Genomic DNA, 17,781 nt, shown 5'->3' with positions numbered 1-17,781 from the left:
CAGCACGTTGCGACGCCACCGGCCGCAGACTCAGGAGAGGTGGGCCACGAGCCGGTCGACCACGTCCCGGTCGACCTCCGACATGAACTTCCGCGCGAACATGCGGTCCGAGGTCACCAGCTCGTCGAAGTCGGCATCGGTGAAGGTGTACGGGCCGCCACGCTCCCAGTCGATGAGACGCGCGCATCCGACGTACTCGTCGTCGACGTCGAACAGCGCCTCCCGGAATGGCGAGTTCCAGGCCAGGGTCTGCATGTAGACCTCCGAGGGGGCGTGCGCGAAGCGAAAGAGCCTGCGCACGGTCTGCTGGTGGCCGAGCAGGTGCTCGGCCATTCCGTGCGTGACCGAGAACCAGTCCGCACCCTTCCTCAGCTCGAGGCCGAAGCGTCGGGAGTGGTCGTAGCCCCATCGGCGCTGGAGCTTGACCAGGTTCTCGGTCCCGCGGTTCCGGATGGCGCGCTGCACCCGGTTCGTTGGTCGCATGTAGCGGTTGAAGAAGTGCAGCTCCGTGACCCAGCGAGGGTCGAAGTCCTTGGCGTAGCCGATGAACTCACGGCCTTGGTGGTCGTCGAAGAACGCGTGGATCTCGTCCTGCCGCTTGAGGGGGAGGTCGGCGCCGGAGACCAGGTGGTAGTAGTCGAAGGTGTCAGGCACCGCGGCACGGAACAGTCGCATGGCCGCGTCGATCTGGGAGTAGTCACCCCAGAAGACGTTGCGTCTCGGCACGAGCTCGACGCGCGAGTGGGTGCACGCCGTGGCGATGTGCTCCGGCGAGAGCTCGGTCGACCGCCTGTCGACGTGGACGAAGACGGCGTTGCGTTCGTCGTCCACCAGTCGCAGGAGGCGGTCGAGCACGTAGGGGTCGTTGTGGGCCAGGACGAGATAGGCGTGTCGGGACACGGAACCACCTAGCGGTAGTCGGTCAAGGACGGACGAAGTCGCTCGTCGACCATGACGCGTTCGATGTACTTCAGGCATGCCGGCTGGAAGGTCGCGCCCTGCATGGCGCCCCAGGGGACCGGGTAGCCCGGGTTGTCGCCCAGCACGTTCCCGGGCGCCTGCGTCAGTCGGGGTGCGAAAGTGTCGAGGCGGCGCGACACCTCGGCGAACCACTCGGCGGTGAGGGGGGTCGACCGACGCGAGATGAACGCGCCGTTGGCGGGCAGGCGGCGGTGGTGGACCTGCAGGCTGCGGTAGATGCTCCCGGGCTCGTCGGACACGTCCTGCGCACTCCGCTCCGGGTAGCCGAGCAGCCACTGGTCAGGTCGACCTGCGAGCCGGTCGAAGCACGGCGCGAGGTCGCCGTAGTCGCGCTTGATGTCCGCGTACCCGCCACCGTGGTGGTGCATCAGGTAGGACCGCAGGAAGTCGGACCGGTGCACGAAGGACAGGCTCCAGTACGCGTCGGGAAGCGGCGCGTCGGGGGCGATCCAGTCGGCGAGGTTGTCCGGCGTGACCAGCACGACCTCCAGCGACGGGCTCTCCTCCCGCAGTTGTTCGAGGGCCTCGGCGCGGTTGGGGGTCAGTGCGTTGTCCCCGGTCCACAGGCAGAAGACCCGTCGCGGCAGCGGCTCCTCTGCGACCTCGGACGTGACCTTTGGGCTGCGGTCGACAAAGGAGTCCGGGTAGTCACCCTCGGCGTAGGTCGGCGGAGCGAGACGGGTCTGGACCGCGAACACCTGGTCCCGCACCGATCCGGCTACCCGGTCCGCCGCCTCCAGCACGCGCTTCCTGCCCAGCCAGGCGGCGTGTTTGAGCTCCTTCGCCCGAGCAGCCACAGCCATGCGGCCATGATAGGGAGCGCCCTCGCCCATGAGGGACGAACGACGATTGATGGCCACTGGTGGACAAGACACGTGCGGAGTGATGTGAGTGAGTGACCCGGTCGCGCTGTCGGTGGTCATCCCGCACTACGGCGATGCCGCACCCACCCAGGCGCTCGTGCGACAACTGCTGCCGCAGCTGCAGGCTGCGTCTGCGGAGATCGTGGTCGTGGACGATTGCTCACCGCACCCCATGCCCCAGGTCGACGGTGCCACCGTCATCCGTCGTGACCGCAACGGTGGGTTCGGCGCGACGGTCAACGTCGGTGTCGAGCAGGCTCGAGGAGGGCTTGTCGCCATCCTCAACAGCGACCTCGTCGTCGGGCCCGACTTCCTCCGGGCGTTCGTCGAGGCCGCACGTCCCTGGCTCCCGGCGGTGGTGGCGCCGCGCGTCGTGACACACGGCCACGACGGAGCCACGAGCTTTCGCTTCCCGAACGCCCGCACCGTGCTGGCCCAACGCATCGGTGTGCTGGCCGGCCGCCGGGACCGCGGCTGGGTCTCGGACCTCATCGGCGAGGACAAGCCGAGAGGGCCAGAGGACGAGCACGTGGTCGACTGGGTGTCCGGTGCGGCCCTCCTCGTCCCGACGGCGGACCTGAGAGCGGTCGGCGGCTTCGACGACCGCTTCCACATGTACCTCGAGGAGGTCGACCTGCAGCGGCGCCTCCGTGCGCGAGGGCTGCCCTCGGTCTACATCGGCCACGTCGTCATCGAGCACGCGGGCTTCGGCTCGTCCGACCCCGCCAAGCGCGAGCTCTGGCAGGCCGAGTCGTGGGTGGCGTACGCCGACAAGTGGGGCTGGCGTCGCCGCCTGTGGCTCGCGATGGAGGCATCGGCTGCGACCAACCTGGTCGTCGACTCGGCACGGAGGGCGCTGGGCAGGGACACGACCCCGCTCGCGGACTGGCGACAGCGTCGAGCGCTGGCGCGTGCGGCGTGGAGCGGTCAGGCGCGACGGCAGTCGTAGTAGAGCCAGATGGACTTCGGGGACTTGCCGTCGATCTCGGTGCCCCACTGGTCATAGACGCGCACGTCGGTGAAACCAGCGTCCTCGAGCTGGCGGGTCTGCGTCTCGGGAGTGACGTAGTAGTGCAGCAGGGAGTAGTTGTGTGCCTCGTCGTTGACCAGCGCGTAGACAGGCGTCTCGACCTGCTCCTTGCGCAGCTTGCGCCAGCTCTTGCGCGCGGCAATCGCCTCGGCGCTCTTCTTGAGCATCACCCGGCCCGGCTTGAACGGAGGTTGCCACGGGAGGAGCCCACGGCGGTAGTAGTCACGGTTGTGGCTGGAGAACATCCAATGACCACCCGGCTTGAGGACGCGACGCACCTCTGCCAGCACCTGGAGCCGACCCTCGTGGTCGAGTGAGTCGAGCCCGTTGAAGCTGAAGTTCACGAAGTCGAAGCTCGCGTCCTCGAAGACGGACATGTCCCGCGCGTCGCACCAGAGGATCTCGGCCTCGGGATACAGCTTCTGCGCTGCGGCGACGAGCCCGTGGGAGTAGTCGAAGCCGACGTAGTGTCCGACCTTGGGAGCGAGGTACGCGGTCGTGCGCCCGGCTCCGATGCCGATGTCCAGCAGCCGGCCCGCCCTCAGCTCCTCGCTGATCGGCTCGAACATGTTGAGCTCGGCCTGTTGCGGCCGGCCAGCCTCGCGATAGACGTCGATGACGCCGGCGTCCTCGTAGATCTGCTGGTTGTCGTCGCTGGGGGCCACAACGACGAGGGTAGTTGCTCTGCACGTCCTCGGTCGCAGCTCGACGCATTCCGCCGGACGGCGACGCCCTCGATGGTTAGAGTTCCCACGACCGACCGCGATAGGAGCTCCATGCGTCGATTGGTGATCGCCCCTCACATGGACGACGAGTCCTTGGGGTGTGGGGGCCTCCTGGCCAAGCACGCAGGGGAGTCGACGGTGGTCGTCGTCACCCAGAGCGGTGACGAGCGACGCGCGGAGCACGCCCGCGCCATGGAGCTGCTCGGCGTCACCGACTTCCGCTGCCTGGACTACGAGGACGGCACCACCCAGCACGTGATGGCCGAGCTCGTCGGGCGGCTCGACGAGGTGATGGCTGACGTCCAACCGGACGAGCTCTACCTGCCGTTCCCCTCGCTGCACCAGGACCACATCGGCGTCTACGAGGCGGGCATGCGGTCGGCGCGGCTGTCGATGTCGCCCGGCCACTGGGTGCCCAACAGCGTGCTGGTCTACGACATCGCGGTCTACGACGTGAACCTCTACCCCTCGGACCTCAGGTGGAACGTCTTCGAGGCGCTCACCGAGGAGCAGGCCGACCTCAAGGCCGCGGCGTGCGCGGCGTACGCCTCCGAGAATCCCGGAGGCGCGCACCCGATGAACAGCATCAAGGAGATCGCCGCGACCGTCGGCCACATGCGCAAGGTCGACTACGCCGAGCAGTACGCGCTGGTCCGGCAGGTGCGCCGGTGAAGGTCACGATCCACCAGCCCGACCTGCTGCCGTACTCAGGCTTCTGGTTCAAGATGGCTACCTGCGACACCTTCATCCTGTCGGTGCACGACCAGTTCCAGAAGCACGGCTACCAGCGCCGCGTGAAGATGCGCGACGCGTGGTGCTCCCACCAGCTGGTCGGCAAGCCGGCCCTCGTGCCGATCAACACGATCGAGGTCGCCGAGGGGTGGCAGCAGCGCATCGCCGACGTGATCCGTGGTCGCTACACCGGCTCGAAGTACTTCACGACCCGCGGCACGGACCTGGTCGACGGCATCCTCGCGTGCCAGGGCCGGATGCTCGACGAGGTGAACATCTCGATGATCGAGGTCGTCCGCGACATGCTCGGCATCGAGACCCCGCTCGTGGTGACGGGGCCACCGACCAAGGCGGCGACCGAGCGGCTCATCGAGCAGGTTCAGATGGTCGGCGGCACGGCGTACCTCGCCGGACAGGGTGGCAAGGCCTACATGGGCGACGACCCCGAGGGGCGCTTCGCCGAGGAGGGCCTCGAGCTCCTGTGGTCCGACCACCAGCACACGACCGGCGACTCGATCGTCTCGGTCCTGATGGACGAGGACGACCCGATGGAGGTCGTGCTCAGGACGGTCGGCTGACGTCGAGCTCGTCGAGGATCTCCTCGACGAACCGCTCCACGTCGCCTGCACCTGCGACGGGACCACCGGCCATCAGGCCGTCGGCGCCCAGCAGCACCGCTCCCGGTGCGCCGACGGAGAAGATCCGGCGCACGTTGTGCTCCGGCTCGACCGTCGCGAGGACCTTCTGGTGGGGCAGGGCCAGCCCCGTCTCTGGATGGACGGCGACGATGCCGACCGTCGGCTCCAGCTGCTCCGCCCAGCCGTCGAGCTTCTCGGCCGTGCGCACGCACGCTCCGCAGTGTGCGTTGAGGACGACGAGGAGGCGGGCCTGGGTCGAGGCGAGCTCGGCGAGGGTGGTCGAGGTGCCGTCGGGCAGGGTGAGCACGCCGTACGGGATGGGTTGGCGCTCGTAGTCGAGCTCGGGTGCCCCGACGTGCTCCCCATCGTCAGATCTGCCGACGATGGTCACCGCGATCACCACCGCTGCGGCGGCCGCCGCAAGGGTCCACCAGTCACCGTGGTCGAGGTCGGCGATGGCCTCCGGGGCGGAACCGCCCCCGGCGGCGATCCAGACTGCCACGACCGAAAGCGCGAGCAGCAGCACGTTGCGGGCGAGGGTCACGCGGCCGACGGTGTGGCCGCCCAGCGCGCCGAAGCAGGCGCAGTCGACGGGCGTGTCGAAGGTGAACGCGCGAGCGATCAGCCAGGTGTAGGCCGTCATGGTCACGGCGACGAGGCCGGCCACACCGATGAGCGGACCGCTCGGGGCGACGAGCAGGAGCACGGCCAGGACGCCTTCGAACCAGGGCAGGGCGCGCCGCGCGGCGCGCTTCGGGACGACCGGCGGCACACGGAGCGACACGAAGGCGTCCTCGAACGCGACGGGGTCGCGCAGCTTGGCCACGGCGCTGACCGCCAGCACGCCCGCCAGGACCAGCAGCACCAGCAACGAAGCCGTGGGAGCGCTGGACATGTCCCAGATCGTAGGAGCAAGCGGTGCGGGGTCCGCCGATCGCCGGGGTGAGCCAGATCACGCGACTGGTTGAAAGTCGCACCGTGCTGAGTCCAGTTGTTACCGAATCGTGCCCCGCACCGACCTACCGTTGTGATCAACCAGGCGGCCGTGGGGGTTCGCCGGAACCAGTGGGGGCTACACAGCATGGCCATCGACACGAGCGTGCTCGACACCGTACGTCCTTCTCGGCGATCCGTCGTCCGCGGCGCCGCATGGAGCGTTCCGGTCGTCTCGATGGCAGCGACTGCGCCGGCCTTCGCCGCGTCGTGCGGGTCCACCGATGTGAACTACGCCCTCGACTGGAACAACACAGCCCGCACCACCTATGCGCCCCCCAGCACGCCGACCGGTGCCGGCACCAGGACGGGCACCGCAACGGCGCTCGCCCCCGCTGGCAGTGGTGGGTCGAGCCTTAACGTCACCTTCGCCAGCACGACGGTAGGCACCGTCAACCGCACAGCCAACAACCTGATCGTCGGCGGGACGAACGTCGGTGGCCTCGGCGGCCCCGGCCTGCAGCTCACGCACGACAACATCCAGACAGGTCGCGGCAACCGCCAAGAGGTGGTCATCACCTTCTCCCGTCCCGTGACCGGCCTGTCGTTCGGAATCGTCGACATCGACTCGTCGACCGGCAACTGGTACGACCAGGTCGAGCTCACGGGTACGACCGGGGTGGGGACCAACGCGGCGGCCTACACCCAGTCGCCGGTGGCGACCACGACAGACAACTCGGTCGTCGTGTGGGGCGACGGCTCCCAGGGCCAGCCCTGGCGACCCCGGGCGGGCAACCTGAACGTCGGGTCGGGTCAGAGCGCCGGCAACAAGGTCGTCACCTTCACCACTGCTGTGAAGACGTTGACGCTCGTCTACTGGAACTCGGCAGGTGGCGGGAACCAGATCATCGCGTTGAGCGACTTCAACTTCACCGCCAAGGGCTGCTGACGCACATCACACCGCCGATCTCGGCAAAACCCTGCGAGGCCGTGGGGGCGTACCTAAGGTAAAGCGACTCTTGACGCTTCCGACAGGTACAGGTGACCGATGACCGAGCTGGCCCCCAGCCGCCGCACGCTCGTGCGCGGGGCTGCCTGGAGCGTGCCCGTGGTCGCCGTCGCCGCCACCGCGCCGGCGTACGCCGCCTCGCCCTGCGGGACCACCTACACGTGGAAGCTCGACTGGGGCACCACGGCGTACACCAAGAACAGCACGACCAACGTCGGCACCGCGACGATCGGCAACGCCTCGGGCACCGCGCCGATCACCGTGACCTTCACCAGCACGGTGACCAGCGGCATCACCCGGCACCCCACCAACCTTAACCTGGAGAACGGGATCTCCAACGTCGGCAACCTGGGTGCGGGTGAGCAGGGCCTGGAGCTGTGGCACTCCGCCACCACCAACTCCGACGACAGCTACCAGACCGTCCGGATCGGCTTCAGCCGTCAGGTCTCCGAGCTGGCGTTCACGATCACCGACATCGACTTCGACTCAGGCAAGTTCTCCGACCGGGTGGCGCTGAGCGGCGACCGGACCGGGACGCCGACGACCCAGTACGTCACGGGCTCGGGCACGTACGGCGACCCGTGGCGACCGCGCTGGTTCGAGCCGATCACCACCAACGACACCGGCGACAACCGCGGCAACGTCTCGGTCCGCTACAACAGCCCCGTGGACGCCATCGAGATCCGCTACTGGAACCGCGGCGGCTCCGGTCAGCAGGCCGTCTGGATCGCCGACATGACCTGGAAGGCCATCGGCTGCTGATCCCCCCTTTCCGGTGGGACCGGCTTGGACGCAGGCGTCGCGCTCCCTAAGGTAAAGATCGACCCGTGAAGGTACTCGGACCTACGCAGGAGATCTTCGATGCCAGACCCCAGGACTCCGTCCCGGCGCAGCGTGGTGCGTGGGGTGGCGTGGAGCGCGCCCGTCGTGGCCGTCGCGGCGACGGCGCCGGCGTACGCCGCCTCGCCCTGCCAGACGCGTTACTCCTACCGGCTCGACTGGGGTACGACGTCCTACACCCGGAGCGGCGCCCGCAACGCGTCGGCCAGCGTCACGACGACGGGCGGGACCCCGGTCTCGGTGACCTTCGCCAGCACCTCGTCCACGACGTCCAACGTGCCTGACGCGACGCGGAACCTCTCCGTCCCCGCCAACACCGGCATCGGCACCACGGCAGACCCGGTGGTCACCAGCCTCGGCGGTCGGGCGGGCGAGCGCGGGGTCATGCTCTATCACGCGTCGAGCACGGCTGGGCGCGCCAACCGGCAGGAGGTCACGATCACCTTCGGGCGAGCGGTGCGTGGCCTGCAGTTCTGGATCACCGACATCGACACGATCGCCAGCCCTGCCTACTCCGACCGGGTCGAGCTGATCGGCTACAACTCAGTGGGAGCCGTGGTCCCGTTCGCTTCGACCAACGACGGCGTCTCCGGGGCCGGCTCTGAAGGCAGCCCGTGGCTGCGGAGCGCCGAAGCCAACGTGAGCGAGAACGCGGCGGGCGCGCAGACGTCCGTGAACTTCACGGCCGCCACGCCGAGCGCGACGACCGACGTGAAGTCGATGAAGCTGACCTACTGGAACGCGACCGGCGGCACCCAGTTCCACCGGATCTTCCTCGGGGATCTCAGCTTCACCGCGATGGGCTGCTGACGTCCGTCGTCGAGCGGGCACGCTCGGCCAGCGCGACCGCGGCGCGCTGCACGACGGGCAGCTCCTCGGGGTCGCGCGCGGCCTCGTGCGGCACCTCGCCACCGAGGAGCCCGGCGGGGGTGGTGAGCCAGATCCACACGCGCCACGGGTCGATCCCGGCTGCCATCAGCGTCTCGAGCACGGCGAGCAGCTCGGCGCGGACCTCCCCGGTGTCGTCGAGCTGGAACGACGGCACGAGCGTCGCCCCGTCCCGCTGGACGAGCAGCACGGCACTCCGGGACGCGGCCTTGTGCAGCGCGAAGCGAGCCGCGTCCACCGACACGCCGCGCAGCGCCGCGACGCCGGCGTAGTCGAGCCAGCCGTCGACCAGCAGCGCTGCCCGCTCGCGGGCCTCACGACGCAGCCGCACGAGCGCGACGGGGACGGCGTACGCCGGGTCGTCGCCCTGGGCGCGCAGCTGCCGGTCGAGGTCGGCCAGGCGTTCTTCGCTCAGCGGCTCCACGGTGCCCGGCTCGCGCCAGCGCACCACGCCGTCCGCGCGGTCGTACGTCGGCAGCCCGGCGGCGGCCAGCTGGTCGGCGAGGCCCAGGTCCTCGAGCCAGTCGGCCAGCCGCTCGCCGGTCTCCTCGGTCATGCGACTACTTGTTGGCCTTGCGCGCCCGCGAGGCGGTCTTGGCCCGCGCGTTGGCGTCGAGCACGACCTTGCGGATGCGCACCATCTCCGGGGTGACCTCGACGCACTCGTCCTCGCGGCAGAACTCCAGGCACTGCTCGAGCGAGAGCCGCTTCGGCGGGATCAGCTTCTCGAAGTTGTCGGAGGTGGCGGACCGGATGTTGGTCTGCTGCTTCTCCTTGGTGATGTTGACGTCCATGTCGTCGGCGCGGGAGTTCTCCCCGACGATCATGCCCTCGTAGACCTCGGTGGTCGGCTCGACGAAGAGCACGCCGCGCTCCTGCAGCGACGTCATGGCGTACGCCGTCGCCGCGCCGGCGCGGTCGGCCACCAGAGAGCCGTTGTTGCGCGAGCGGATCTCGCCGGCCCAGGGGAAGTAGCCCTCGGAGATGTGGTGCGCGATGCCGGTGCCGCGGGTCTCGGTGAGGAAGTCGGTGCGGAAACCGATCAGGCCGCGGGCGGGGACGATGAACTCCATCCGGACCCAGCCGGTGCCGTGGTTGGTCATGCCCTCCATGCGGCCCTTGCGGACGGCGAGGAGTTCGGTGATCGTGCCGAGGTACTCCTCGGGCGCGTCGATGGTGAGGCGCTCGAACGGCTCGTGCAGCTTGCCGTCGACCTCCTTGGTGACCACCTGTGGCTTGCCGACGGTGAGCTCGAAGCCCTCGCGGCGCATCTGCTCGACGAGGATCGCCAGCGCGAGCTCGCCTCGGCCCTGGACCTCCCAGGCGTCGGGGCGCTCGGTCGGCAGGATGCGCAGCGACACGTTGCCGATGAGCTCGGAGTCGAGGCGGTCCTTGACCAGGCGGGCGGTGACCTTGGCGCCCTTGACCTTGCCGACCAGCGGCGACGTGTTGGTGCCGATGGTCATCGAGATGGCGGGCTCGTCGACGTGGATGAGCGGCAGCGCGACCGGGTTCTCCGCGTCGGCCAGGGTCTCGCCGATGGTGATGTCGGGGATGCCGGCGATGGCGACGATGTCGCCGGGGCCGGCGGACTCGCCCGGCTTGCGCTCGAGGCCCTCGGTGACGAGGAGCTCGGTGATGCGGACGTTCTTCACCTCGCCGTTGCGCTGCATCCACGCCACGGTCTGGCCCTTCTTCAGGGTGCCCTGGTGGATGCGCAGCAGCGCGAGGCGGCCGAGGAACGGCGAGGAGTCAAGGTTGGTGACGTGGGCCTGCAGCGGCGCCTCGTCGTCGTACTGCGGGGCGGGGATCGTCTCGAGGATCGTCTTGAAGAGCGGCTCGAGGTCGGTGCCCTCCGGCATGGTGCCGTTCTCGGGCTGCTCCAGGGAGGCGATGCCGGCCTTGCCCGAGGCGTAGACGACCGGGAAGTCCAGCGCGTCCTGGCTGTGGGAGTCGTCGAGCAGGTCCATGAAGAGCTCGTAGGACTCGTCGACGACCTCGGAGATGCGGGCGTCGCCACGGTCGGTCTTGTTGACCACGAGGATCACCGGCATGTCGGCGTTGAGCGCCTTGCGCAGCACGAAGCGGGTCTGGGGGAGCGGGCCCTCGGAGGCGTCGACGAGGAGCACGATGCCGTCGACCATCGACAGGCCGCGCTCGACCTCGCCGCCGAAGTCGGCGTGGCCGGGGGTGTCGATGATGTTGATCGTCATGCCGTCGGGCGCCGACGGGCCGGTGTAGTGGACCGCGGTGTTCTTCGCGAGGATCGTGATGCCCTTCTCGCGCTCGAGGTCGCCGGAGTCCATGACGCGGTCGGCGACGCTCTCGGCCTGGTGCGCGGTGAAGGCACCGGCCTGGCGGAGCATCGCGTCGACCAGCGTGGTCTTGCCGTGGTCGACGTGCGCGACGATCGCGACGTTGCGCAGGTCGGAGCGGGACTGGGTGGGCATGCAAGGGCCTTCCGGGCGGAGACGAGGCGGAACGATCGGCGGTCGGGCCGGGCGCGGCCGTCACGGCCGCAGCCCGACAAGTCTAGTGCGCACGCCGCCAGATCGAGATTCGCGACGGCGGCGACCGCCGCAGAGGTCTACCGGCTGTCGGACCGGCGCGGTAGACCTGTGGCATGGCGAACACTCGGGCGACCCGCTGCACCTTCATCCCACCCTGGCTCACCGAGCGCGTCGGCGGACCGGGACAGGTCCTCCTCGACGAGGCGCTCCGCGCCGGGCGTGGCCTCGGCGCCGGTCCCGAGCCCAGGCCGGCCGCCGTCACGGAGGGCGCCGCCTGGACCGTGCACGACGCCGGGTCCACCACCGACCTGCCGGGCGAGCCCGCCCGCTCCGCCGGTGAGCCGGCCACCGGCGACGTCGCCGTCGACGAGGCCGCCACCGGCATCGAGGCCACCCTCGCGATGTGGGCCGAGGAGCTCGAGCGCAGCTCCTACGACGGCGCCGGGGCGCACGTCAGCCTGACCGTCCACTACGGCACCCGCTACGACAACGCCTTCTGGGACGGCACGCAGCTGGTCTTCGGCGACGGCGACGGTGAGGTCTTCGAGCGGTTCACCAAGCCGGTCGACGTGCTCGCCCACGAGTTCGGCCACGGCGTCGTCGAGCACACCTGTGACCTCGTCTACCGCGACCAGTCCGGCGCCCTCAACGAGTCGGTCGCCGACGCGTTCGCCGCCTGCCTCAAGCAGCGGGTCCTCGGCCAGGAGGCCGCTGACGGCGACTGGCTCATCGGCGAGGGGATCTTCACGCCGTCCGTCCAGGCGCGGGCCCTGCGCGACATGGCCGCGCCCGGCACGGCCTACGACGACCCGCGGCTCGGCAAGGACCCGCAGGTCGGCCACATGGACGACTTCGTGGTCACCACCGAGGACAACGGCGGCGTCCACCTCAACTCCGGCATCCCCAACCGGGCCTTCCAGCTCGCCGCCGTCGCCATCGGCGGCACGGCGATCGCCGGTGCCGGCCGGATCTGGTACGCCGCCATCACCGGCGGCGACGTGCCCCGGGACTCCGACTTCGCCACCTTCGCCACCGCCACCATCGCAGCGGCCGGGCCGCACGCCGCGGTCGTGCGCGACGCCTGGGCGCACGTGGGGGTCGAGGCGGCCGGTGCCGTCGGGGCCCCGGTGCCGGACCCGCCGGGGCAGGTCGCAGGCGTCCTGCGCGTCCAGCGCTCCGGCGGCTTCGCGGGCCGCACGGAGACGGCCGAGGTCGACCTCGACGACACCGACGAGCCGGGCTTGCGCGACCTCGTCGCCGACGCCGGGATCGGGTCGGACGACGTCGGCGGCGACCAGACGACCAAGCCCGACATGTTCCTCTACTCCTTCACCCTCGGCGACCACACCGTCCGGGTGCCCGAGCACCGGTTGACCGCGAGCCAGGCCGAGCTGGCGCGCCGCGTCCTCCGCCGCAACGAGATGTGAGGTGACGACGATGCGGATCACGGTCGTGGAGGGCGACATCACCACGCAGGAGGTCGACGCGGTGGTGAACGCCGCCAACCGGGCGATGCGTGGCGGGGGAGGCGTCGACGGTGCGATCCACCGCGCGGGTGGGCCTGAGGTGCTGGAGGACTGCGTCCGGCGCTTCCCTCGCGGCCTCGCGACCGGCGCCGCCGGCTGGACCACCGCCGGCCGGATGCCGGCGCGGTGGGTGATCCACGTCGTCGGCCCCAACCACGGCGCCGGTGAGCGCGACCGCTCGCTCCTCACCTCCTGCTACTCCAACGCCCTCGCGGTCGCCGACGAGCTCGGTGCGAGGTCGGTCGCGTTCCCGCTCGTCAGCGCCGGGATCTACGCGTGGCCGCGCGACGAAGCGATCCGCGCCGCGATCGACACGCTGCGCGACACGCCCACCGAGGTCGAGGAGGCCCGGCTGGTCGCCTTCGGCCGGTCGGCGTACGACGAGATCGCGGCCGCACTGGCCGACTGACCCCCCTTCCGGGTGTCGGCGCGCGCTCGCGGCCGGCAGTAGGTTCGCCGCATGCCGCGACTGAGGCGCACCTTCCCCGACCAGCCGGGCTGGACCCGACGCAGGTCCGGCAAGGGCTTCACCTACCTCGACGAGCACGGCGAGCGCCTCGGGCCCGAGGAGGTGCAGCGCTGCAAGGACCTCGTCATCCCGCCCGCCTGGCAGGACGTGTGGATCACGCCGCACCCCAACGGCCACCTCCAGGCCGTCGGCACCGACGACGCCGGGAGGAAGCAGTACCTCTACCACCCGCAGTGGCGCGCCAGCCGCGACGCCGCGAAGTTCGACCGGATCCTCGTGTTCGGCAAGGCCCTGTCGAAGGCGCGCGAGCGGGTGCTCGCCGACATCGGCTCCGAGGGCATGTCGCTCGAGCGCGCGTGCGCGGTCGCCGCTCGCCTCCTGGACCTCGGCTACTTCCGGATCGGCAACGACGTCTACACCGACACCAACGGCTCCTTCGGCCTGACCACGCTGCTCAAGGAGCACGTCTCACGGACCAAGGAAGGGCTGCGGTTCACCTTCGTCGGCAAGTCGGGGATCGAGCACGACATCACCATCGACGACCCGTCCGCGATCCAGGCCCTCGACGTGATGCGCCGCCGCCGCGGCGGAGGCGACCGGCTGCTCGCCTGGAAGGACGGCCGCCACTGGAAGGACCTCGGTGCCGCGGAGGTCAACGACTACATCCGCACCTGCTTCGGCATCGAGGCCACCGCCAAGGACTTCCGCACCTGGCACGCCACGGTGATCGCCGCCGACGCGCTCGCCCGGACCGACGAGCCGGGGGAGACCAAGGCGTCGCGCAAGCGCGCGGTCTCCGCGGCGATGAAGGAGGTCTCGGAGTTCCTCGGCAACACGCCCACCCTGGCCCGGACGTCGTACGTCGACCCGCGGGTCGTGGAGGCCTACGAGCGCGGCCGGACGGTCAAGGTCCGTGGGAGGTACGACACGGACGACGCCCGGCAGGCCGCGCTCGAGCGGGCGGTGCTCAAGCTGCTCAACGCCGGCTGAGGGCCAACGAGATCAGCTGTTCTCGACCACGAAGTCGATCGCGGCGGTGAGCTTCTCGACGTCGGCGGGGTCGATCGCGGGGTACATCGCGATGCGCAGCTGGTTGCGGCCGAGCTTGCGGTAGGGCTCGGTGTCGACAACGCCGTTGGCGCGCAGCGTCGCGGCGATGGCGGCGGCGTCGATCGAGTCGTCGAAGTCGACGGTGCCGATGACGAGCGACCGGTTCGCCGGGTCGGAGACGTAGGGCGTCGTGTACGCCGTCCGCTCGGCCCAGCCGTAGAGCGCGTCGGAGGACGCGGTGGTCCGCTCGACCATCCCCTTGAGCCCGCCCTGGGCGTTCATCCAGTCCAGCTGCTCGGCCATCAGGAAGAGCGTCGCGACGGACGGGGTGTTGTAGGTCTGGTTCTTCGAGGAGTTGTCGATCGCGGTCGGCAGGTCGAAGAACGGCGGGACGTAGCGGTCGGTCGCCGCGATCTCCTCGGCGCGCGCCAGTGCCCGCGGCGACATGAGCGCGATCCAGAGGCCGCCGTCGGAGGCGAAGCACTTCTGGGGCGCGAAGTAGTAGGCGTCGACCTCGGTGAGGTCGACCGGCAGGCCGCCGGCACCGGAGGTGGCGTCGACGAGCACGAGCGCGTCGTCGGCCACGCCCGACGGACGGTGCACCGGCGCCATCACCGCGGTCGAGGTCTCGTTGTGCGCCCATGCGTAGGCGTCCACGCCCTCCTCGGCCACCGCGTCGGGGCGCGAGCCCGGGTCGCTGGCGATGACCGTCGGGTCGGCCAGCCACGGCGCCTTCTTCGCCGACGTGGCGAACTTCGAGGAGAACTCGCCGAAGGACAGGTGCTGGCTCTTCTCGCGGATCAGGCCGAAGCAGGCGATGTCCCAGAACGCGGTGGCGCCGCCGTTGCCCAGCACGACCTCGTAGCCCTCGGGCAGGTCGAACAGGGCGGCCAGGCCCTCGCGCACGCGGCCGACGGTCTTCTTCACCGGGGCCTGCCGGTGCGAGGTGCCCATCAGCTCGGAGCCGGTGGCGGCGAGCGCGTCGAGGTGGCTGGTCTGGATCTTGGAGGGGCCCGCGCCGAAGCGGCCATCGGCAGGCAGGAGCTCGGCGGGGATCTGCAGGGCGTCGGTCATGAAGGGAACCTCGGGTCGTTGCGGGATGCGGCGGGTCCTGACGACGCTGTCAGCGGCTCTATTGTGGCACCCGCCGACGCAGATCTCACGACGGGGGACACAGCATGAACACCGAGCAGCGGCCCGGACTGCTGCACGTGGAGCGCCTGCCGATCACCCACCCCGACGCCCAGCTGCTGGTCGAGGCCGTCCAGGAGGAGTACGTCGTGCGCTACGGCGGCCGCGACGAGTCGCCCATCGACCCGCGGGACTTCGAGGACCCGCTCGGCCGGTTCTTCGTGGGATACCTCGACGGCCTCCCGGTCGCGACCGGCGCGTGGCGCCGCAGCTCCGTGCGCGCCCTCGGGGTCGAGGTCACCGCCGAGATCAAGCGGATGTACGTCGTCCCCGCCGCGCAGCGCCGCGGGCTGGCCCGGCAGGTGCTGGCCCACCTCGAGGCGACGGCGGCGGACGCCGGGATCGAGGCCCTGGTGCTCGAGACCGGCATCGCCCAGCCGGAGGCCATCGCCCTCTACGAGTCCTCGGGCTACGTGCCCATCCCCGGCTTCGGCCACTACCGCGACTCCGACCTGAGCCGCTGCTTCGGACGGGTCCTCGAACTACAGGGTTGATGTTCGCCCGAACCCCTGACACCGCCCTCGCGAGCCACCTACCGTCGCTGCGCCGGGAGTGATCACAGGGAAAGGTGGGACGTCGCCATGCGAGCGTTCGTGCGTGTCGTCGCGCTGTTCTCGGGGACCGTCGCACTCGTGCTGGGACTGCTCTCGGGAGATGCCGCCTCCGCCGAGGAGTCGCGCGGCACGGTCACGTCGTCCGCGCCCTACCTGATGCCGCTCGAGCCGTACGCCGGCTACCAGCCGCAGACGACCTGCAAGCGTCGGCCCAAGCCCGGCGTCCTGATGCTGGCCGACTGGCTCGTCGCCCGCGGCGGCGGCTACGGCCCGATCAGCCGGTCGTGCGGCGGCTCGAGCACCAGCGAGCACAAGGAGTCGCGCGCCTTCGACTGGCTCCTCGACGCGGACAACCCGACCGACCAGGCCCTCGCCGCGGCCCTGCTCGACGAGGTCTTCGCCCCCGACGACACCGGCCAGCCGCACGCGCTCGCCCGCCGGATGGGGATCATGTACGTCATCTGGGACGACACGATGTACGCGTCCTACGACGGCTTCCAGCCCAAGCGCTACCTGAGCTCGGGCTGCCGCAGCCGCCGGAAGTGCTCGCCGACGCTCCGGCACCGCGACCACATGCACATCTCCCTGACCCGCCAGGGCGCCAAGGGCCTGACGTCCTGGTACCTCGCTCAGGAACCCTCGGTCTGACGAGCCGGTCAGGCGGTCCAGTCCGGGTCCCAGCCCTCGACCTCGTCGGCCGGGCGTGAGCTCGGGCCGGCGTAGACCGCGGACGGGCGGATCAGGCGGCCGGTGGTCTTCTGCTCGAGGATGTGCGCCGACCAGCCGCCGGTGCGCGCGCAGGTGAACATCGACGTGAACATGTGCGCGGGCACCTCGGCGAAGTCCAGGACGATGGCCGCCCAGAACTCGACGTTGGTCTCGAGCACGCGGTCGGGACGGCGCTCGCGAAGCTCTGCGAGGGCGGCCTTCTCCAGCGCCTCGGCCACCTCGTAGCGCGGGGCGTCGAGCTCCTTCGCGGTGCGGCGCAGGACGCGGGCGCGGGGGTCCTCGGCGCGGTAGACGCGGTGCCCGAAGCCCATCAGGCGCTCGCCGTTGTCGAGCAGCTCCTTGACGTACGACGACGCGTCGCCGTCGCGCTTCTCGACCTCCTCGATCATGCCGAGCACCCGCGAGGGCGCGCCGCCGTGCAGGGGCCCGGACATCGCGCCGATGGCGCCGGAGAAGGCGGCGGCCACGTCGGCGCCCGTGGAGGTGATCACGCGGGCGGTGAAGGTGGAGGCGTTCATGCCGTGCTCGGCCGCGGAGGACCAGTAGGCGTCGATCGCGTGGGCGTGCTTGGGGTCGGCCTCGCCGCGCCAGCGGATGAGGAACCGCTCGGCGAGGGTGCGGCCCTGGTCGACCTCGGCCTGCGTGACGATGGGCTTGCCGAGGCCGCGCGCGGACTGGGCGGCGTACGACAGCACCATGACGGCGACGCGGGACAGGTCGAGGCGCGCCTGCTCGTCGGAGATGTCGTAGGTCTGGCCCATGCCGAGCATCGGCGCGAGCATCGCGACGGCCGCCTGGACGTCGGCCCGCACGTCGCCGGTGTGGATCGAGATGTTGTAGGGCTCGGCGGGCGGGAGGCCCGGGTCGTACGCGCCGTCGACCAGGAGGCCCCAGACGTTCTCGAAGGGCACGCGGCCGACGAGGTCCTCGATGTCGACGCCGCGGTAGCGCAGCGCGGACCCCTCCTTGTCGGGCTCGGCGATCTGCGTCTCGAACGCGACGACACCTTCGAGGCCGTGGTGGATCTCGGTCATGGGGCCACTCCTTCGTGGACGGGGTGTCCCGGAAGGGCTGCACGGGACGGCTCATTGTGCACCCTCGCCCCGGCGCTAC

At 70.4% G+C, this 17,781-nt stretch carries 19 protein-coding genes; 11 read left to right on the top strand and 8 right to left on the bottom strand.

From position 1 onward, the window contains the following. Positions 1 to 30 precede the first annotated feature (30 nt). Both ACE3QY_RS18145 and ACE3QY_RS18140 read right to left on the bottom strand, forming a co-directional pair. Positions 31 to 900, bottom strand: a complete 870-nt coding sequence (locus tag ACE3QY_RS18145) for a beta-1,6-N-acetylglucosaminyltransferase (RefSeq protein WP_374457455.1) — start codon at positions 898 to 900, stop codon at positions 31 to 33. A gap of 8 nt (positions 901 to 908) precedes the next feature. Next, the gene (locus tag ACE3QY_RS18140) at positions 909 to 1,784 is read right to left on the bottom strand and encodes a hypothetical protein (protein WP_374457454.1); all 876 of its coding nucleotides are present in this window, start codon (positions 1,782 to 1,784) and stop codon (positions 909 to 911) included. Positions 1,785 to 1,872: 88 nt separating this feature from the next. Here ACE3QY_RS18140 and ACE3QY_RS18135 point away from each other — a divergent pair, with 88 nt between their 5' ends. Continuing rightward, complete coding sequence (locus ACE3QY_RS18135) at positions 1,873 to 2,793, top strand: glycosyltransferase family 2 protein (RefSeq protein ID WP_374457453.1); 921 nt, start codon at positions 1,873 to 1,875, stop codon at positions 2,791 to 2,793. Here ACE3QY_RS18135 and ACE3QY_RS18130 read toward each other — a convergent pair. Beyond that, positions 2,772 to 3,539 (bottom strand): class I SAM-dependent methyltransferase, encoded by a 768-nt coding sequence (locus ACE3QY_RS18130; protein WP_374457452.1) that lies wholly within the window; start codon positions 3,537 to 3,539, stop codon positions 2,772 to 2,774. The genes ACE3QY_RS18135 and ACE3QY_RS18130 overlap by 22 nt on opposite strands. A 111-nt stretch (positions 3,540 to 3,650) precedes the next feature. Here ACE3QY_RS18130 and ACE3QY_RS18125 point away from each other — a divergent pair, with 111 nt between their 5' ends. Together ACE3QY_RS18125 and ACE3QY_RS18120 are read left to right on the top strand one after the other, a co-directional pair. Then, positions 3,651 to 4,271 carry a PIG-L deacetylase family protein gene (locus ACE3QY_RS18125; protein WP_374457451.1) on the top strand — a complete coding sequence of 207 codons (621 nt, stop codon included), beginning with the start codon at positions 3,651 to 3,653 and terminating at the stop codon, positions 4,269 to 4,271. Further along, positions 4,268 to 4,909 carry a WbqC family protein gene (locus tag ACE3QY_RS18120; RefSeq protein WP_374457450.1) on the top strand — a complete coding sequence of 214 codons (642 nt, stop codon included), beginning with the start codon at positions 4,268 to 4,270 and terminating at the stop codon, positions 4,907 to 4,909. The genes ACE3QY_RS18125 and ACE3QY_RS18120 overlap by 4 nt, the downstream gene beginning before the upstream one ends. Here ACE3QY_RS18120 and ACE3QY_RS18115 read toward each other — a convergent pair. Continuing rightward, positions 4,893 to 5,864, bottom strand: coding sequence for a MauE/DoxX family redox-associated membrane protein (locus ACE3QY_RS18115; RefSeq protein WP_374457449.1), 972 nt, complete (start codon positions 5,862 to 5,864; stop codon positions 4,893 to 4,895). The two genes, ACE3QY_RS18120 and ACE3QY_RS18115, sit on opposite strands and share 17 nt — an antisense overlap. A gap of 132 nt (positions 5,865 to 5,996) precedes the next feature. On the opposite strand from ACE3QY_RS18115, the gene ACE3QY_RS18110 reads away from it, so the two are divergent. The 3 genes from ACE3QY_RS18110 (at position 5,997) to ACE3QY_RS18100 (ending at position 8,561) form a co-directional block, all read left to right on the top strand. Further along, the gene (locus ACE3QY_RS18110) at positions 5,997 to 6,851 is read left to right on the top strand and encodes a hypothetical protein (protein ID WP_374457448.1); all 855 of its coding nucleotides are present in this window, start codon (positions 5,997 to 5,999) and stop codon (positions 6,849 to 6,851) included. Positions 6,852 to 6,950: 99 nt separating this feature from the next. Next, positions 6,951 to 7,673 carry a hypothetical protein gene (locus tag ACE3QY_RS18105; protein ID WP_374457447.1) on the top strand — a complete coding sequence of 241 codons (723 nt, stop codon included), beginning with the start codon at positions 6,951 to 6,953 and terminating at the stop codon, positions 7,671 to 7,673. 99 nt (positions 7,674 to 7,772) lie between these two features. Further along, a complete protein-coding gene (locus ACE3QY_RS18100) occupies positions 7,773 to 8,561 on the top strand; it encodes a hypothetical protein (protein WP_374457446.1) in 789 nt (262 codons plus the stop codon). Here ACE3QY_RS18100 and ACE3QY_RS18095 read toward each other — a convergent pair. Together ACE3QY_RS18095 and typA are read right to left on the bottom strand one after the other, a co-directional pair. Then, positions 8,542 to 9,195 (bottom strand): hypothetical protein, encoded by a 654-nt coding sequence (locus ACE3QY_RS18095; protein ID WP_374457445.1) that lies wholly within the window; start codon positions 9,193 to 9,195, stop codon positions 8,542 to 8,544. The genes ACE3QY_RS18100 and ACE3QY_RS18095 overlap by 20 nt on opposite strands. 4 nt (positions 9,196 to 9,199) lie before the next feature. Beyond that, positions 9,200 to 11,089, bottom strand: coding sequence for a translational GTPase TypA (gene typA, locus ACE3QY_RS18090; protein ID WP_374457444.1), 1,890 nt, complete (start codon positions 11,087 to 11,089; stop codon positions 9,200 to 9,202). A 173-nt stretch (positions 11,090 to 11,262) separates the two neighbouring features. Between typA and ACE3QY_RS18085 the strand changes: the two genes are divergently transcribed. Genes ACE3QY_RS18085 through ACE3QY_RS18075 form a run of 3 tightly spaced genes read left to right on the top strand, consistent with a single transcriptional unit; the run spans position 11,263 to position 14,134 of the window. Beyond that, positions 11,263 to 12,576 carry a protealysin inhibitor emfourin gene (locus ACE3QY_RS18085; RefSeq protein WP_374457443.1) on the top strand — a complete coding sequence of 438 codons (1,314 nt, stop codon included), beginning with the start codon at positions 11,263 to 11,265 and terminating at the stop codon, positions 12,574 to 12,576. A 10-nt stretch (positions 12,577 to 12,586) separates the two neighbouring features. Beyond that, a complete protein-coding gene (locus tag ACE3QY_RS18080) occupies positions 12,587 to 13,084 on the top strand; it encodes an O-acetyl-ADP-ribose deacetylase (RefSeq protein WP_374457442.1) in 498 nt (165 codons plus the stop codon). 51 nt (positions 13,085 to 13,135) lie between these two features. Further along, positions 13,136 to 14,134 (top strand): DNA topoisomerase IB, encoded by a 999-nt coding sequence (locus tag ACE3QY_RS18075; protein WP_374457441.1) that lies wholly within the window; start codon positions 13,136 to 13,138, stop codon positions 14,132 to 14,134. A gap of 12 nt (positions 14,135 to 14,146) precedes the next feature. Here ACE3QY_RS18075 and serC read toward each other — a convergent pair whose 3' ends face one another. Beyond that, on the bottom strand, positions 14,147 to 15,268 hold the full coding sequence (gene serC / locus ACE3QY_RS18070) for a phosphoserine transaminase (protein WP_374457440.1): 1,122 nt from the start codon (positions 15,266 to 15,268) through the stop codon (positions 14,147 to 14,149). A 104-nt stretch (positions 15,269 to 15,372) separates the two neighbouring features. Between serC and ACE3QY_RS18065 the strand changes: the two genes are divergently transcribed. Both ACE3QY_RS18065 and ACE3QY_RS18060 read left to right on the top strand, forming a co-directional pair. After that, complete coding sequence (locus ACE3QY_RS18065; protein WP_374457439.1) at positions 15,373 to 15,879, top strand: GNAT family N-acetyltransferase; 507 nt, start codon at positions 15,373 to 15,375, stop codon at positions 15,877 to 15,879. An 87-nt stretch (positions 15,880 to 15,966) separates the two neighbouring features. Further along, positions 15,967 to 16,587 carry a hypothetical protein gene (locus tag ACE3QY_RS18060; RefSeq protein ID WP_374457438.1) on the top strand — a complete coding sequence of 207 codons (621 nt, stop codon included), beginning with the start codon at positions 15,967 to 15,969 and terminating at the stop codon, positions 16,585 to 16,587. 8 nt (positions 16,588 to 16,595) lie between these two features. Here ACE3QY_RS18060 and ACE3QY_RS18055 read toward each other — a convergent pair whose 3' ends face one another. Continuing rightward, positions 16,596 to 17,702: a citrate synthase 2 gene (locus ACE3QY_RS18055; protein ID WP_374457437.1), complete on the bottom strand. Its 1,107-nt coding sequence runs from the start codon at positions 17,700 to 17,702 to the stop codon at positions 16,596 to 16,598. Between the last annotated feature and the right edge of the window lie 79 nt (positions 17,703 to 17,781).

This window comes from Nocardioides sp., assembly GCF_041913365.1.
Classification (GTDB): domain Bacteria; phylum Actinomycetota; class Actinomycetes; order Propionibacteriales; family Nocardioidaceae; genus Nocardioides.
This window is presented reverse-complemented; position numbering and strand designations above follow the sequence as displayed.

Excerpts from the sequence above, each read along its gene's own strand:
- ACE3QY_RS18140 (WP_374457454.1), bottom strand. The coding sequence starts at position 1,784 with ATGGCTGTGGCTGCTCGGGCGAAGGAGCTCAAACACGCCGCCTGGCTG.
- ACE3QY_RS18075 (WP_374457441.1), top strand. The coding sequence starts at position 13,136 with ATGCCGCGACTGAGGCGCACCTTCCCCGACCAGCCGGGCTGGACCCGA.
- ACE3QY_RS18065 (WP_374457439.1), top strand. The coding sequence starts at position 15,373 with ATGAACACCGAGCAGCGGCCCGGACTGCTGCACGTGGAGCGCCTGCCG.
- typA (WP_374457444.1), bottom strand. The coding sequence starts at position 11,089 with ATGCCCACCCAGTCCCGCTCCGACCTGCGCAACGTCGCGATCGTCGCG.
- ACE3QY_RS18100 (WP_374457446.1), top strand. The coding sequence starts at position 7,773 with ATGCCAGACCCCAGGACTCCGTCCCGGCGCAGCGTGGTGCGTGGGGTG.
- serC (WP_374457440.1), bottom strand. The coding sequence starts at position 15,268 with ATGACCGACGCCCTGCAGATCCCCGCCGAGCTCCTGCCTGCCGATGGC.
- ACE3QY_RS18080 (WP_374457442.1), top strand. The coding sequence starts at position 12,587 with ATGCGGATCACGGTCGTGGAGGGCGACATCACCACGCAGGAGGTCGAC.
- ACE3QY_RS18125 (WP_374457451.1), top strand. The coding sequence starts at position 3,651 with ATGCGTCGATTGGTGATCGCCCCTCACATGGACGACGAGTCCTTGGGG.
- ACE3QY_RS18085 (WP_374457443.1), top strand. The coding sequence starts at position 11,263 with ATGGCGAACACTCGGGCGACCCGCTGCACCTTCATCCCACCCTGGCTC.
- ACE3QY_RS18105 (WP_374457447.1), top strand. The coding sequence starts at position 6,951 with ATGACCGAGCTGGCCCCCAGCCGCCGCACGCTCGTGCGCGGGGCTGCC.
- ACE3QY_RS18055 (WP_374457437.1), bottom strand. The coding sequence starts at position 17,702 with ATGACCGAGATCCACCACGGCCTCGAAGGTGTCGTCGCGTTCGAGACG.
- ACE3QY_RS18060 (WP_374457438.1), top strand. The coding sequence starts at position 15,967 with ATGCGAGCGTTCGTGCGTGTCGTCGCGCTGTTCTCGGGGACCGTCGCA.
- ACE3QY_RS18115 (WP_374457449.1), bottom strand. The coding sequence starts at position 5,864 with ATGTCCAGCGCTCCCACGGCTTCGTTGCTGGTGCTGCTGGTCCTGGCG.
- ACE3QY_RS18095 (WP_374457445.1), bottom strand. The coding sequence starts at position 9,195 with ATGACCGAGGAGACCGGCGAGCGGCTGGCCGACTGGCTCGAGGACCTG.